This window comes from Micromonospora sp. NBC_01740 (assembly GCF_035920365.1).
GTDB lineage: Bacteria > Actinomycetota > Actinomycetes > Mycobacteriales > Micromonosporaceae > Micromonospora > Micromonospora reichwaldensis.
The window spans coordinates 2,138,860-2,153,936 of the sequence record NZ_CP109150.1; the positions used below are offsets into that span (position 1 = coordinate 2,138,860).

At 75.0% G+C, this 15,077-nt stretch carries 13 protein-coding genes; all 13 read right to left on the bottom strand.

Going from position 1 to position 15,077, the window contains the following annotated elements:
• Positions 1 to 6: 6 nt before the first annotated feature.
• The 13 genes from OG989_RS10330 to OG989_RS10390 are packed head-to-tail and all read right to left on the bottom strand — an operon-like array spanning position 7 to position 15,072.
• Entirely contained in the window at positions 7 to 927 is a 921-nt protein-coding gene (locus OG989_RS10330) for a methionyl-tRNA formyltransferase (RefSeq protein WP_151453747.1), read from the bottom strand.
• The gene (locus OG989_RS10335; protein WP_151453748.1) at positions 924 to 2,150 is read right to left on the bottom strand and encodes an argininosuccinate synthase; all 1,227 of its coding nucleotides are present in this window, start codon (positions 2,148 to 2,150) and stop codon (positions 924 to 926) included. Before OG989_RS10335 ends, OG989_RS10330 begins: the two co-directional genes overlap by 4 nt.
• A 5-nt stretch (positions 2,151 to 2,155) precedes the next feature.
• A complete protein-coding gene (locus tag OG989_RS10340) occupies positions 2,156 to 2,914 on the bottom strand; it encodes a HalD/BesD family halogenase (RefSeq protein ID WP_151453749.1) in 759 nt (252 codons plus the stop codon).
• A gap of 13 nt (positions 2,915 to 2,927) precedes the next feature.
• The gene (locus OG989_RS10345; RefSeq protein WP_327030376.1) at positions 2,928 to 5,357 is read right to left on the bottom strand and encodes a condensation domain-containing protein; all 2,430 of its coding nucleotides are present in this window, start codon (positions 5,355 to 5,357) and stop codon (positions 2,928 to 2,930) included.
• Complete coding sequence (locus OG989_RS10350; RefSeq protein ID WP_327030377.1) at positions 5,350 to 6,915, bottom strand: amino acid adenylation domain-containing protein; 1,566 nt, start codon at positions 6,913 to 6,915, stop codon at positions 5,350 to 5,352. Before OG989_RS10350 ends, OG989_RS10345 begins: the two co-directional genes overlap by 8 nt.
• Positions 6,916 to 6,925: 10 nt before the next feature.
• A complete protein-coding gene (locus OG989_RS10355; RefSeq protein WP_327030378.1) occupies positions 6,926 to 7,867 on the bottom strand; it encodes a hypothetical protein in 942 nt (313 codons plus the stop codon).
• Entirely contained in the window at positions 7,864 to 8,559 is a 696-nt protein-coding gene (locus tag OG989_RS10360; RefSeq protein WP_327030379.1) for a 4'-phosphopantetheinyl transferase family protein, read from the bottom strand. Before OG989_RS10360 ends, OG989_RS10355 begins: the two co-directional genes overlap by 4 nt.
• Entirely contained in the window at positions 8,553 to 9,689 is a 1,137-nt protein-coding gene (locus tag OG989_RS10365) for an acyl-CoA dehydrogenase family protein (RefSeq protein ID WP_370518920.1), read from the bottom strand. Before OG989_RS10365 ends, OG989_RS10360 begins: the two co-directional genes overlap by 7 nt.
• Before the next feature lies 1 nt (position 9,690).
• Positions 9,691 to 10,848, bottom strand: a complete 1,158-nt coding sequence (locus OG989_RS10370; RefSeq protein ID WP_151453754.1) for an acyl-CoA dehydrogenase family protein — start codon at positions 10,846 to 10,848, stop codon at positions 9,691 to 9,693.
• Positions 10,845 to 11,087 carry a phosphopantetheine-binding protein gene (locus tag OG989_RS10375; protein ID WP_089002193.1) on the bottom strand — a complete coding sequence of 81 codons (243 nt, stop codon included), beginning with the start codon at positions 11,085 to 11,087 and terminating at the stop codon, positions 10,845 to 10,847. The genes OG989_RS10370 and OG989_RS10375 overlap by 4 nt, the downstream gene beginning before the upstream one ends.
• 7 nt (positions 11,088 to 11,094) lie before the next feature.
• Positions 11,095 to 12,345 carry a type III PLP-dependent enzyme gene (locus OG989_RS10380; protein ID WP_151453755.1) on the bottom strand — a complete coding sequence of 417 codons (1,251 nt, stop codon included), beginning with the start codon at positions 12,343 to 12,345 and terminating at the stop codon, positions 11,095 to 11,097.
• A complete protein-coding gene (locus OG989_RS10385) occupies positions 12,338 to 13,837 on the bottom strand; it encodes a class I adenylate-forming enzyme family protein (protein WP_151453756.1) in 1,500 nt (499 codons plus the stop codon). The genes OG989_RS10380 and OG989_RS10385 overlap by 8 nt, the downstream gene beginning before the upstream one ends.
• A complete protein-coding gene (locus OG989_RS10390; RefSeq protein WP_327030380.1) occupies positions 13,834 to 15,072 on the bottom strand; it encodes a phosphopantetheine-binding protein in 1,239 nt (412 codons plus the stop codon). Before OG989_RS10390 ends, OG989_RS10385 begins: the two co-directional genes overlap by 4 nt.
• Between the last annotated feature and the right edge of the window lie 5 nt (positions 15,073 to 15,077).

A 15,077-nucleotide genomic window follows, 5' to 3' on the forward strand; every position in this document is an offset into this window, starting at 1 on the left:
ACCGTGTCAGTGAAGGTACTCGCCGAAGGTGGTGAAGTAGTCGATGGCACGCACGGGTGGCCCGGTCTCGGTGGAGACCTGGAGCAGCACCACCCCGCGGTCGTCGCCGTCGCCCGGTCCGCCGCTGGCGACGACCACACCGCCGTAGTCGGCCTTGACGATCCGGCCGGGCGTGCCGCCGTGCGCCCGGGTCGGCCGGGTGGCGGCCTTGACCCACAGCCGGAACCCCCGGTGCGTCGTCCACGCGTTGACGAACGGGTCCGACTGGCCGCGCACCAGGTTGCAGATCGTGGTGGCGCTGTCCCGCCAGTCGATGCGGGTGTCCTCGACCCCGATCCGGTGGTAGAAGGACGCCCCCTCGGGCGGCTGCGGCTCGCCCCGGTGGCCCTCGGCGACCCGCTCCAACGCCTCGAGCGTGACCGGCACGTACTCCGCGAGGAGGCGCTCCAGGATCTGGCCGGCGGTGTCGTGCGGGCCGATCTTCACGCGGGCCTGGGTGATGACCGGGCCGGTGTCCAGCTCCTCCGCCATGTAGTGCACGGTGAGGCCGGTCTCCTCCTCGCCGTTGCGGATGGCCCAGTTGACGGCGCCGAACCCGGCGTACGCGGGCAGCAGCGCGTCGTGCGTGTTGACCGCGCCGCGTTCCGGGATCCGCAGCACCTCCGCCGGCACCCGGGTCCGCCAGTTGGTGGAGACGATGAGTTCCGGTGCGAGGTCGCGCAGCTGCTCGTGCAGGTCGGGCTCGCGGGCGGTGGCCGAGTAGCGCACCGGCAGTCCCAGCTCCGCCGCGGCCAGCTCCACGTCCGGCTCGCCGAGCCCGCTGAACTCGGCCCGGTGGGTGAGCACCAGCAGCACCTCGTGGTGCGGCGCGATGCCCCGCAGCACGGTCGCGCCGAGCTCGCCGTACCCGAAGAAGACGATCCTCACGGCTTCGCCGCCCGGGTGGCCCGCCCGGCCCGGAAGCGGACGGTGTTGACCCGCAGCCAGCCGGAGGAGTCGCGCTGGTCGAACACGTCGTCCGCCTCGAAGGTGGCGAACGCGGTGTCGTAGCGGCTGTGCGGGGAGCGGCGGCCGATCACCTGGACGGTGCCCCGGTGCACCCGCAGGATCGCGTCGCCGGTGACGTCCTGCTGGCTGAAGTCGATGGCGGTCTGCAACATCAGCCGCTCGGGGGCGAACCACAGGCCCCGGTAGACCAGGGCGGTGTACTTCGGCATCAGCTCCTCCTTGAGCTGCGCCACCTCCGGGTCGAGCACCAGCGACTCCACCGCCCGGTGGGCGTGCCAGAGCAGGCTGCCCGACGGGGCCTCGTAGATGTTGCGGGTCTTCATGCCGAAGATCCGGTTCTCCACGATGTCGAGCCGGCCGATGCCGTGCCGGCGGCCGATCTCGTCGAGCGCCTCCAGCACGGCGCTGGCGGACAGGGGAGTCCCGTTGACGCCGACCGGGTTGCCGCCCTGGAAGTGGATCTCGACGGTCTCGGGCTCGTCGGGGGTGTCGGCGATGTCGCGCACCCGGAACAGCAGCCCCTCGGGCGCGGGCTGCGCCGGGTCCTCCAGCGCCTCGCCCTCGTACGAGGTGTGCAGCAGGTTGCTGTCGATGGAGTACGGCCGTTCGCCGCTGCTCAGGTCCAGCTCGATGCCGTGCCTGCCGGCGTACGCGAGCAGGTCGCTGCGGGAGGCCAGGTCCCACTCCCGCCACGGGCTGATCACCGTGAGGTCGGGGCGCAGCGCGGCGAAGGTCATCTCGAAGCGGATCTGGTCGTTGCCCTTGCCGGTGGCCCCGTGCGCCACGGCGTCGGCGCCGACCTCCTCGGCTACCCGCACCTGCGCGGCGGCGATCAGCGGCCGGCCGATGGAGGACCCCATCAGGTACTGCCCCTCGTAGAGGGCGTTGGCCCGGTACATGGGGAAGGCGTAGTCCCGGGCGAACTCCTCGCGCAGGTCGACCACCCGCACCTCGTCGGCGCCGAGCTTCTCGGCCTTGCGGGCGGCCGTGTCCAGCTCCTCGCCCTGCCCGAGGTCCGCGATGAACGCGGTCAGCCGGCAGCGGTACCGCTCCTTGAGCCAGACCAGGGCCACCGACGTGTCGAGCCCGCCGGAGAAGGCGAGCACGATGTGCTGGGGGGCGATGTTGTTCCGAGTCGACATGATGGTCACACCTCTCCGGCGGGCACGGTCGCCCACAGCTGGTCCATGGTTTCGTGGGTGAAGTCGCGGGTCAGGTCGGACGTCGAGGCGTACCCCATGTTGATGATCTTGCGGCGGCCCTGGCGGACCGGGGCGACCCGGTGCAGCGTGGTGTTGGTCCGCATCAGGTACAGGTCGCCGGGGAACAGCTCCATCGAGTAGATCGGGCGGCTGACCAGCGCCCGGTTGATCTCCGGACGCTCCTTGTTCCAGACGGTGTTGGGCACGCACTGGACGAAGCCGCCGTGCTCCACCGGCGGGCACTCGACCACCCAGACCAGCGCGAAGGTGAAGTCGTCCCAGTGCCAGCCGTGGGTGTCGCCGTCCTTCTCCAGGCAGGTGATGACGAACTGCTCCGGCTCGTACGGGCAGGGGTGCACCGGCTCGCCGGCCACCTCCGACAACACCCGCAGGATCGGCTCCGCGGTGTAGATCCCGTTGATGACGGTGCCCAGTTCGGCGATCTCGGCCCGGGTCACGTTGCGCATCCGGCGGGGCGTGTAGTCGGTCTCGGCGAACCGCAGGTCCCGGCGCGTACCGGCCTTGTCGATCAACTCGTTGACCTCGTCGGCGACGGCCTTCTTGACGCTGTCGGGGGCGACGAAGGAGACCTTCGCGTGCCCCAGGTAGGAGAAGTCGCGGCGGGCTGTGGCGATGTCGTCCGGCGCCACGTCGCGCTCCACGTGCTCCCGCAGTTCCTGGTACAAGACTCTCGAGTCGAACACGGATCCTCCTTGGTTAACCTCGCGCCGCCGCGACGCGCGCGAAATCGATGACGGCCGCCGCCACCTGCGTCACGGCGGCGGAATGCAACACTCCGAAGTGGTCGGTGCCGATCCGCTGGGACCGGGCCGCCCCGACCCGCGCCGTCCACTGGGCGAGCTGCGCGTCGAGCAGGTCCGCGCCGATCACCAGCGCGGGAGTGTCGACCGGGCCGTCGTGGACGTACTCGGCGCTGGCCCGGACGTGGCGCTCGTAGCTGCGCCACCGGTGCGCCAGCAGCGCCGTGGGCACGGGCTGCTGGACGGCGGCCAGGCTGGCCGCGAGCGCGCCGAGGGCCAGCCGCTCGTCGAAGCCGGCCGGCTCCGGGCCACCCGTCACCCGGGGCCTCGGGGCGTCCGGCTCCAGGTCGAGGGCCCGGTGGATGTTCTCGGTGAAGGTGTCGAAGCGGTCCCGGACCTCGTCGGCCGGCAGCTCGTACCCGACGGGCGGGGCGGAGTCCAGCACGACCAGCGCCGAGCGCCGTCCGGCCTGGTCGGCGGCCATCTGGTAGGCGACCTGACCGCCGAAGGACCACCCGCCGAGCAGGTCCGGGACCATCCCCGCCGCGTCCAGGTCGGCCCGGTACCGGCGGGCCAGCGCCGCCACCGTCGGCAGCTCCGCGCTGTCGCGGGAGGCGGTCACCCGCCAGTGCTCCGGCAGCTCCGCCAGCAGGTCCTGGTAGTCCTGCGGGCTGCCCCCGGCGCCGTGCACGAGGTGCAGGTGCGGCCCCGGGCCCGCCCGCAACTCCACAAGCGTCGACTCCGCCGCCACCGGCTGCGACCCGTTGCCCAGCAGGTCGGCCAGCCGGCGGGGGGTCGGCTCGCCCAGCCACCGCACGACGTCCACCGCCGGTCGCCCGTCGGCCGTCAGCGCGTCCACGAGGCGCAGGGCGCTCAGCGAGTTTCCGCCGGCGGCGAAGAAGTCGACGTCCGCGTCGGCCGGCGGGCCGCCGAGCACGTCGGTCCAGGCGGCGACGACGTGCTGCCAGTCCGCCGACTCGGGCAGCGGGCCGGTCGCCCGGTCGCGGTCCATGGTGGCCGGGGCCGCGCGGCCGGCCCGGGCGCGGGTGGCGACGTCGAACGAGCCGACCGTACGCTGCGGCTCGGCGCCGCCGTCGGCCAGCACCTCGTCCAGGTCGTGCAGCAGGGCCAGCACGCTGCTCTCCCGGTAGCGCCCGGTGTGGTACTCGATCTCGGCGAGGTAGCCGCCGTCGGCCTCCCAGACGGACATCGCCAGGTCGGCCCGGGCGGCCCGGTTCGGGCTGGGCAGCAGCGTCGCCGGGACCGGGCCGAGCCGCAGGTCGGTGCCGATCGGGCCGAGGTAGCTCAGCAGCAGCGGCGCGGGATCGCCCAGCGCGCTCCGGGTCGCCTCGGGCAGCGCCCCGAACACCACCGGGTACGGCACCGCCTGGTGGGTCAGCATCTGCCACATCCCGTCCCGGGCGGCACCCACCACCCCCGCGACGGTGTCCGCCCCGTCGACCGTGGCCCGGGCCACGCAGAGGTTGGCGGTGTACCCGAGCAGCGCCTGGTCGCGGGCGGTCATCCGGTTCGCGGTCACCACGCCCACCGCCACGTCCGGCCCGGCGCCGGCCCGGGCGAGCACGATCTGCGCCGCGCCGAGGATGACCGCGAACGGGGTGGCGAAGGTGGCCTTCGCCAGGGCGGCGATCCCGGCGCCCGCCTCGGCGCTGAAGCCGTAGCGCAGGATCGCGCCGGGCGCGCCGCTGGCCACCTCGCCCGGCAGGTCGGGTTCCAGGACGGCGGAGGTGGCGCCCGCGAGCGCGTCGCGCCAGTACGCCAGGCTCTTGTCCCACCGGCCGTCCGCGCGGGCCGCGGCCTGCTCCCGCGCGTACGTGCTGAACGGCACCGGGTCGGCCGGGAAGCTGACGGCACGTCCCTCCCGAGTCGCCGCGTACGCCTCGGACAGCTCGCCGACGAGCAGTTGGACCGCCCAGCCGTCGAGCACCACGTGGTGCACGGTCAGCAGCACCTCGTGCCGGTCGCCGACCCGGACCAGGGTGATCCGGGCCAGTGGCGCCGCCTCCGGTTCCATCGGCCCGGCGTGCACCTCCTCGGCGACGAGCCGCAGCAGGGTGCCCGGGTCGGCGGGCCCCGGGTCGTCCACCTCCACCCGGTGCAGGCCCACGACGATCCGGGGCGCCACCACCAGCGTGACGGCGTCCGCCTGCCGTACGACCGAGGTCCGCAACGCCTCGTGCCGGTCGACCATCGCCTGCCAGGCGACGGCCAGCGCCGCCTCGTCGAGCGGCTCATCGACCGCGAGCCGCCAGGTGAGGTGGTAGACGGACCGGTTCCGGGCCCGCTGGTGCACCCACCACAGGGCCTCCTGCATGCCGGTGGCCGGGACCGGGCCCGGGGCCGCCCCGGCGTGCTGCTCAGCCACGGGTGGCGAGCAGCTCGGAGGTCAACCGCTTGCGGTCGACCTTGTCCACCTCGGTCAGCGGGATCTCCGCCCGGTGGTGGAACGCCCGCGGCCGCATGTACGGGGGCAGGTGTCCCACCAGGTGGGTGAGGTCGTCGTCGGCGAGCGCGGCGCCGGTGTAGACGGCGTGCAGGTCCAGCTCCCCGTCGGAGCCGGCCACGGTGAGCACCACGGCCTCCACCACGTCCGCGTGGGCGCGCAGGGCGGCCTCGATCTCGGCCAGCTCGACGCGGTTGCCGCGCACCTTCACCTGGTGGTCGATGCGGCCCTGGTGCACCAGCTCGCCGAACTCGCGACGGACCCGGTCGCCGGTGCGGTACCAGTGCGCGGCGGTCAACGGCCCGGTGCCGTCGTAGAGCCGGGCCCGGTCGCCGTCGAAGGAGACGAACCGGCCCGCGTTCTCCGTCGGGTCCAGGTAGCCGGGGAAGCGCTGCTCACCACGGACGCACAGCTCGCCGTCGTCGCACGGGCGCAGGTCCTCGTCGAGCAGCACGTAGTCGAGGTGCGGGTAGATGTCCCCGATCGGCACCGACCGGTTCGACGACTCGATCCGGGCGGCCGGGTCGGCGGGCACCTCGTACGCGGTGACGATGACCGTGGTCTCGGTGGGGCCGTAGCAGTTGATCACGGCGGTGTTCGGCGCGGCGGCCGTCCAGTCGTTGACCTGCTCGATGGTCAGCGGCTCCCCGCCGAAGGAACTCAGCCGCAGCGTCGGCATGCTCTCCGGCGCCAGCGCCCGCAACCGCTTGGCGAACGAGATCAGCGACGGTACGGACAGCCAGTGCGTGAGCCGCTTCGTGTTGATGAAGCGCACCGGCGTCAGCACGTCGCCGCGCTGCGCCACGCACAGGGTGGCGCCGGTGCCCCACGCGCCGAACATCGCCAGGATCGAGCCGTCGAAGCACATCTCGAAGGTCTGCGAGACCCGCGACTCGGGTCGGAACCGGTACCGCTTGGTCACCTCGGTCAGGAACGAGTCGACGTTGGCGTGGGTCGCCGGCACGCCCTTGGGCTTCCCGGTGGTGCCGCTGGTGAAGATGATGTACGCGAAGTCGTCGCGGCCCCGCTCCACCTCCGGCGGGATCTCCGTCGCGTCGCCCGGGGCGAGGAACCGGCGCCAGCCCTCACCGGTCAGGTCGAGGACCGTGACGGTGGTCTGCGCCCGCAACTCGGCCAGCCCGTCGCCGGAGGTGTCGTCGACCATGACGAGGTCGAGCCCTGCCTCGTCGGAGATGGCGAGGTTCCGGGCCGCCGGGTTGGCGGGGTTGAGCGGCACCACCGTCGCACCGAGCCGCAGGGCGGCCAGGTAGGCGATGTAGCCGACGAGGCTGCGGGAGGTGAGCAGCCCGACCCGTCGGGGTGGCCGTCCCGGCGCGCGCTGCATGGCGGCCGACAACCGCTCGGCCGCGGCCCGCAACTCGGCGTAGGTCAGTGCGTCCGAGGCGACCTCGATCGCCACGTTGTCCGGGTACTGCCGGGCCGACGTACGGAACCAGTCGTAGAGGGTACGGGTCTGCATCGCACATCCTTCACAAGGTCTGCCGGTGCGGGCGTTCCGCCGCCGGCGCTGGGGTGGTCGACCGGTCTCGTTCCAGGTGCCGCAGGTGGTCGAAGGTGGTCCGCACCAGCGCGGACCGGGGGCGTCCCCGGCGGGCCGACTCCACCGCGAAGCGCAGGGCCCGGGGCAGGTCCGCCCAGGCCCGCACCGCCTCGTCGTCGCCGAGGTGGCGGTACCGGAACGTCCGGTGCTGCGCGACGGCCCACAGGTCGTCCAGGTGCGCCCCGGCGGCCTCCGGGTGCGTGACGACGTGGTCGCGGAGGAACTCCAGGGCCGCGTCCTCGTCCAGCAGCCAGTCGCCGGGCAGCTCCGGCTCGTCCCCGGGGGCGCCGGTACGGACCAGCCAGTGCGGGTGCCCGCCGGCTGGCGGGGGCATCCAGAAGCCGAAGGCCAGCGCGTTGCGCCGGTCCTGTTCCGGGCGCCACGCGGGCGGCGGGGTCATCGCGGCGAGCAGCCCGGCGGTTCCGAGCCAGCCGGCGTACGGCTCCTGTTCGCCGGCGGGCAGCAGCCCGCTGAACCCGTCGACCACGTGCCAGTCGTCGCCGCGCCGGTCGTCGACCAGCAGCCAGTGCGGCGCGTGGGCCGTGCCGCCGGTCGAGGGGGACCAGGGCAGCGCCGCGTTGTCGGTGACCACCAGCACCCGGCCGTGGCGCCGCAGCTCCGCGTCGACGGACTCGACGATGCCGTCGGCCGGAGCGGTGGCCCACGCCAGTCGGGTGCCGTCCGGCAGCCGGTCGAGCGGCACCCGGTGGTGGGAGAAGGCGAGCTGCCCCTCCGGCAGGTCCGTGCGCACCGCGACGCGTACCGAGTCGGCGAACCGGTCGGGGGTGTCGGCGAACTCGCCGGCCCGGTAGCCGGCCAGGTTGGCGGTGTAGCAGCTCAGCCCGGCGAAGCGGGGGTCGGGGGCGGTCATCGCGTACCCACCACGTGCGCCACGCTCGCCGGCACCCGGCTGTGCCCGCGCAGGCTCACCCACCGCAGGTCGGCCCAGCGGCCCGTCCGTCGTCCCGCCGGCACTGGAATGGCCCAGGGCCGGCCGGCGAGGCCCGCGCCGGTCGCCTTCACGCACGCCTCCTGCACCGTCCAGATCCAGGCGAACTCGCGGTCCCGGGCCGGCGCGGGCAGCCGGTCCAGGGCGGCGCGGACCGCCGGGGCGCAGCAGCGGCGCAGCAGGGCCGGCGGCGCGGGCACGGGCACCTGGACGTCGACGCCGACCGGCACGCCCCGGCCGAGCGCGGCGGCCACCGTCCCGGCGTCGTGGGACAGGCTGACGCTGATCCCCGGCCACTCGGGCAGGTGGGGCTGGCCGCCGTCGCGGGCGGCGATCGGCGTGGCGCCGGCCGCCCGGCCCAGCTCGGCGGCGAGCAGCAGGCGCAGCAGCGCCCGCGCGGCCAGCCGTTCGGCGCGCGGGCCGGCGGGGAGGTCACCGACGGTCGCCAGGTCCGCCGGGGCCGGCGGAAGGTGGGCGAGCAGTCGCTGCTCGGCCACGGCCACCCGCACCCGGGCGCCCAGCCGCAGCCGGACGATGCCCCGGTGGCGGCCCGTCGGGTCCCGGCGCGGCCGTGCCCGGCAGGCCAGCGCCGTCCGCTGCCGGGCCGTCACCACGGCCGGTCCCGCAGCAGGTCCGGCACGTGCTCGGCGATCCCGGCGAGCATCGCGCCGGTGGCGCCGCCGGCCGTGGCGAACATGCCGGCGGCGGCCCGCAGCTGCGCCAGCCCGCCCTCGGCGTACGCCTCCGCGCCGAGCAGGGCGGCGCACTCGCCGAGCACCACGTCCAGGCCCTGCGCCACCGAGGTCTTCAGCAGCATGCTGGTCACCAGGGGCTCGGTGCTTCTCCGGTGGGCGTCGCAGGCCGCCCCGATCCGCCAGGCCTCCACCACGCACCGGGCGAACCGCTCCCGGATCGCCGCGTTGTCCCAGGCCCGGCCGTCGCCGAGGGGACGCTCGACGAGCCGGCGGTGGGTGTCGGCGAGCACCCGCCGGCACATCGCGGCGGCCCACACGCCGCCCGCGAAGCGTTCCGTGGCGATGTGCCGGGCGAAGCTGACCATGCCCCGGCCGGGCCGGCCGACCAGGTACGACCGGTCCAGGCACACCTGGTCGAAGTGCAGGTCGCCCAGGCCGGCGCCGCTCAGCGGGGTGCCCCGGGTCGCGGACACCCGCACGCCGGGGGCGTCCGTGGGCACCAGTACCCACACGAAGCTGGTGAAGTGCCGCTGCGGGCGGTGCCGGGCCAGCACGAGCGCGTGGCCGGCGGTGCGGGCGTTGGTGATCCACCGCTTCCCGCCGTCGAGCACCAGCGACCGGTCGTCGAGGCGTACCGTCGTGCCCAGCTCCATCAGGTCGGAGCCGGCGCCGTCGCGGTCCGTCGCGGCCAGCGCGAGCGTCGCGCGACCGGCGACCGCGTCGAGGTACGCGGCCCGCACCGGCCCGTCCGCCGGCTCCGCGTCGACCTGTTCGCGCAGGACGGGCAGCGCGCTGGCGACCTGGACGCAGACCGACAGCACCACCCCGACCGGGCAGTACGCGTCGAGGGTGCCGAGCAGCCCCGGCAGCTCGGCCGGCCCGAGGTCGCGCAGCAGGCCGTGCTCGCCGAGCGCCCGCCACACCGCGCGGGCGTCGGCGGGGGTGGCCAGCCCGCGCAGCGCCGCCTCGGTACGCGCGGCCACGTCGGCGCCGGGATCGGGTGCCGCCGGGACGGGCGCCGTGGGGGCCGTCGTCGGTGCCGTCCGCAGCTCAGGCAAGGTGCACCTGCCGGTCGCGCAGTGTCAGCGCCCCGTTGACGAGCAGCAGCCGGTCGTTGGCGTAGTTCAGCGAGGCCGAGCGGAGGTCCCGGAAGACGCGCTCCAGGTACAGCGGCGACGACCTGAGGTAGCCGTGCCGCAGGCCCACCAGCTCCACCATCTCGTCGGCGGCGGCGAAGCACTGCTCGGCGGCGTGCACCTTCAGGGAGTTGACCAGCAGCTGGGTCGACGGGTCGGCCACGTCCGGGGTGCCCTCCACGGCGGCGACGGTGTGCCGCAGCAGGGCGTTGACCAGGTCGAGCCGGCCCCGGACCCGGGCCAGCCGGGTCAGCAGCAGCTCCGAGGAGGGATCGAACTGGCCCCGGCCGGCGTCGCGGATGTGGTGCAGGATCCGCGACAGCGCGCCGGTCGCCGCGCCGAGCCACGCCGCCGACCAGCCGATGTGTGCCAGCGGCCCGAAGGTGGGGGCGACGATCTCGCGGAACTTCCCGGGTGCGCCGATCACCTGGTCGGCCGGCACCCGCCCGGTCAGCCGCATCGGCACGCTCTGGGTGGCCCGCATCCCGAGCGGCTGCCAGCCGCCGCGCACCTCCAGGGTCAGCTGGTCGCGGCGGGCGTACACCAGGGAGACCTGGCTGGGCGAGGTGGCGTCCGGCGCCAGCGTGGTGATGAGGTACGCGTCGGCGTGCTGGCCGCCCGTCACGATCGGGGCGTCCCGGTCGATCGTCAACGTCCCGGCGTCCTGCCGGACCGTCGACTCCGAGCTGAGCAGGTGTCCGCCCTTGCCGCGTTCGGTGGTCACCGAGGCGAGGTAGACGTCGCCCTTGCCGAGCTCCGGCAGGAGCCGCGCGGCGAGGGGCCCGTCGGCGTGCCGGACCACCGCCACCACCTGCTGGCAGTGCATTGCGAAGATCAACGCGACGGACATGTCCACCCGGGCCAGCCGCAGCGTCACGTCGACGAGGTCGCCGAGCCCGCCGCCCCCGCCGCCGTGCTCCGCCGGCACGAGCAGGCCGAGCAGGCCGGTGGCCCGCATCGCGTCCAGCGCCGCGACGGGGAACTCCGCCGCCTCGTCGGCCTGCTCCGCGTGCGCGGCGGTGGCGGCCAGCACCTGCTCCAGCGCGGCCTCGTGGCGGGTCGCGGTGCTCACGCCGCCCGCCCCCGCAGCGACTCGATGGTGTTCCACAGGCTGCCGGCGGTGGCGAAGGTGCTGTCGGTCAGCAGCTCGTCGGGCATGGACACGCCGTAGGTGTCCTCGATGGTGAACAGCAGCTCGATCGCGCGCATCGAGTCCAGGCCCAGCTCGTTGAGCGAGGCCTCGGCGGTGATGGGCTGCGTTCCCGCGTACTTGAGGAACGGCTTGAGCAGGTCCGGAAAAGCGGCGTCCATTGTCAGATCAACCCCTGTCGCTGCCGATGACGGTGTGCCGGGTGAGCTCCAGCCGGGTCACGCCGGTGATCCGGCCCCCGGCGACGGTGACCTCGACCGGCATGGGATGCGCGAGGAAGGCCACCAGGCTGGCGTAGAGGCCGTACGCGCCCACGTTGGGCACGGCGACCAGCTGGCCCGGGACCAGCGGCGGGAGGGCCGCGGCGCGGGCCCACGTGTCCAGCGGCGTGCACAGCGGCCCGGTGACGATGGTCCCGGGCACCGGCGCGCCGGCCGCCGCGTCCACGGTGACCAGGTCCGGCACGATCGGCGGCAGCCGGCGCAGCCCGGACATCCCGCCGAGGTGGTGGATGCCCGACTCCAGCACCACCACGGTGGCGCCCTGCGACCGCTTCACGTCCAGGACCCGGGTGACGAGCGTGCCGCAGGTGCCGACCAGGTACCGGCCGGACTCGAAGGCCACCCCCGGTCCACGCTCCGGCCAGCCCGGGAAGGCGTCGCCCAGCAACGCCGTCAGCCGGTCCGCCAGCTTCGGCAGGTCCGGTCGGTCGCCGGCCCGCGCGAAGGGCGCCCCGAAGCCGCCGCCCAGGTCGATCAGCTCCGGCTGCGTCCCGGTCGCCGCCGCCAGCCGCCGTACGGTGTCGACGGACTGGGTGAACTGGGCGAGCAGGGCGTCCTCGCCGTCGACGTTGCTGCCCATGTAGAGGTGGAACCCGACCGGGGACACGTTCCGGCGCGGCCCGAACAGCTCGGGCCGGTCCAGCACCCAGCGCACGTCCGCGCCGAACTGCGAGGCGACGCCGGTCATGGTGAGCCCCTGCCCGGGGGCCGGGGTGTCGTCGTTGATGCGCACCAGCGTGCGGACCTCGACGTCGTGCTCGCGGGCCACCCGGTCGAGCTGGTCCAGCCCGTACGGCGAGTCGACGGAGAAGAGCCCCACCCCGGCCCGTACGGCCTCGACCAGGTCGACGTCCCGCTTGCCGGGGCCGGTGTAGAGGACCTCGGCCGGATCGCAGCCGGCCGCCAGCGCGACGCGCAGCTCGCCGGGGGAGCAGACCTCCGCCCGGCACCCCGCGGCGGTGAGGTCGGCGACCACCGTCGGGTGCGGGTTGGCCTTGAGCGAGTAGAACAGCTCGGCGGGCCCGGGCAGGGCGGCCCGCAGCGCGGCGTACGAGCGGGCCAGCTCGTCGGTGTCGTAGAGGTACGCCGGGGTCTGCGGCGCGTCCGGCCGGTCGAAGAGTTCCGCGAGCTCAGACACGGGCGCGCTCCGACCACATCCGGTACAGCTCCGCCCGGTCGACCTTGCCGTTGCGGGTCAGCGGGATCTCCGGCACGACCAGGCAGGTCCGGGGCGTCTTGATCTCGTCGAGTTCGGTGCGCAGCGCGGCGAGCACCTCCGGCGCGGTCAGCTCGGTCACCGCGAACAGGGTGGCCGAGTCGCCGCCGTCCTCGGCGCGGGGCGGCAGCACGGCGGCGGCCTGCATCTGCGGTATCCGGTGCGCCGCCGCCTCGACCTCGGTGACGCTGACGCGGATGCCGCGTTCCTTGTAGATGTCGTCGCGCCGGCCGACGAAGTAGAGGTAGCCGTCGGCGTCGAGCCAGCCGTGGTCGCCCGTGCGTAGCTGGGGGAAGAGCCCCTCGGCGCGGGGGAAGCGCTGCGCGGTGAGGTCCGGGCGACGCCAGTAGCCGGCCATCACGTGCGGGCCGCGGACCACGATCTCGCCGACGGTGCCGGGCGGCACCGCCGCGCCGTCCGCGTCCACGATCAGGATCTCGGTGCCGGGCAGGGCCCGCCCGGAGGCGCCGGGCCGGCGCAGGTCCTCGTCCACCGGCATGATCGCGGCCCGCTTGCACTCGGTGAGCCCGAACATCAGCTGTACGCGCAGCGTGGGGATGCGGGCGCGCAGGTCGCGCAGCACCTCGGGCGGCATCGCCGCGCCGGTGTTGGTGAGCAGGCGCAGCGCCGGCACGGCCGTGCCCGGGCGGGACAGCATCCGGGCCAGGCCACGGGCGAGGGCGGGCACGGCGGGCAGCACGGTCGCGCCGCTGTTCACCAGGTGCCGGGGCAGCGTCGGGCCGGTGTCGGCGGGGGAGGCCAGGTGCAGCCGGGCGCCGGCCAGCGTGCTGAGGAAGATCTGGTACATGCCGTAGTCGAAGGAGAGCGGCAGGGCGCACCACACGACGTCGTCGGCCCGGTAGCCGAGCTGGGCGGCGATGGCCCCGGCGGCGAAGACCACCTGCGCGTGGGTGGACACCACCGCCTTCGGCATGCCGGTGCTGCCGGAGGTGTAGATGAGGCAGACCGGATCGACGGCCAGCGGGGCCGCCGCCGGCTCGGCGTCCGGGCCGTCGCGCACGATCCGGCGCAGCTCCGCCGAGCCGACGGCCGGCACCCCGTGCTCGGCGGCCACGGCGAGCGCCCGGGGGCTGTCGCTGACGAGCAGCGCCGGCTCGGCGTCGGTCAGCACGTGGGCCAGGGCGATCGCGGGGGACTGGTCGTTGACGACGCTGAACACGGCGCCCGCCCGGGAACAGGCGTACAGCAGGGCGGGCAGCAGCGGGTCGGTGGGCAGGCAGACCACCACCCGCTCGCCCCGGCGCACACCCCGCCCGGCGAGCCAGCCGGCGAGCCGCCGGCTGGCGGCGTCCAGCTCGCCGTAGCTCTGGACCAGGTCGCCACGCGCGATCGCCGGTGCGTCCGGCCGGGCGGCCGCGGTGCGGTCCAGCAGTTCGTGCAGCAGCCCGCTCACCGGCCCGACACCCCCTGCGTCGCCGGCCGGGCCCGCTCGAACACGGCGCCCAGCGAGTCGAGGTCGTGCAGGGCCGTCCCGGTGAGGTCGTCCGGGTCCAGCTCCACCCCCAGCCGGGTCTCCGCCCGCTCGATCACCTCGACCAGCCGGAACGAGTTGAAGCCCGACAGCGTCCGCAGCGGACGCCCGTCGACCGGCACCTCCGGGCCCACACCGAGGACGCCACGCACCTCGTCGGCCAGCACCTCGCGGATCCGGCCCGGGTCGGCGGCCGGCCCGCCCCTCGGCGGTGGCACCGGCCCGGCGTCGGCGAGCCGTCCGGCGAGCGCCACGTCGTCGCGCAGCAGGCCGGCGAGCTGGTCGAGGACGGGGGCGGGGAAGACGCCGCCCCGGCGGACCCGGCGCATCGCCACGTAGCTCTGCCCGGCGAGCGCGAGCCAGGCGTCGGCGCGACCGGCGGCCTCCCGTGCCGCGTCGGCGGCGTCCGGGTCGCCGGCCAGCCAGGCGGCGTGCAGGGCCCGGGACCGGCCGAGCAGCCACACGTCGAGCACCAGTTGGGCCGCCGCCTCCGCCTCGCCCGCCCGCCGCCGGACGGCCGCCAGGTAGTCCTCGATCCGGTCGGCCTCGGCGCGCAACGCGGCGGCGTTGTCCCGCAGCACCGCCGCCCGGTCGAGCACCGGGGTGCCGTCGGCGACGACGGTCATCGCGGTCGCGCGGGGCACCGCCGCGTCGAAGTCGGCGGCCGACATCCGCCACGTCCCCGGTCGCGCGTCACCCCACTGGGTGGAGTTGTGGTAGCCGTCGACCACGACGCAGTGCTCACCGGCGTCGACCAGCAGGAAGCTGTGCTCCATGTGCTGGTTTCCGGCGTACGGCAGCCAGCTCATGGTGAACGTGTCGGCGACCACGTAGAGCGGCGAGTGCTCCGCCACCAGCTCGCGCAGCCGCGCGCCCGGCACGTCGTCCCAGCGTCGGGCGACCCGCAGGCCGAGCAGGTCGGCCGCCTCGGCCAGCCGCTGGTCCACCGACGCGGTCACCGCCGGCGTCCCGGCCGGCCCCTCGGCGGTGTGGAAGCGCAGGGTGGCCCCGAGCGCCAGGTGCGCCCCGGGCCCGTAGGCCCGGTCGGCCAGCGCGGCCAGGTTCACCTGTACGCAGTCCAGCACGTCGGCGCGGAGACCGGTCAGCACCGGCGTCCACTCCCGGCGGCGCGTCGGCACCGCAGGCACAGCGACCATGTCAC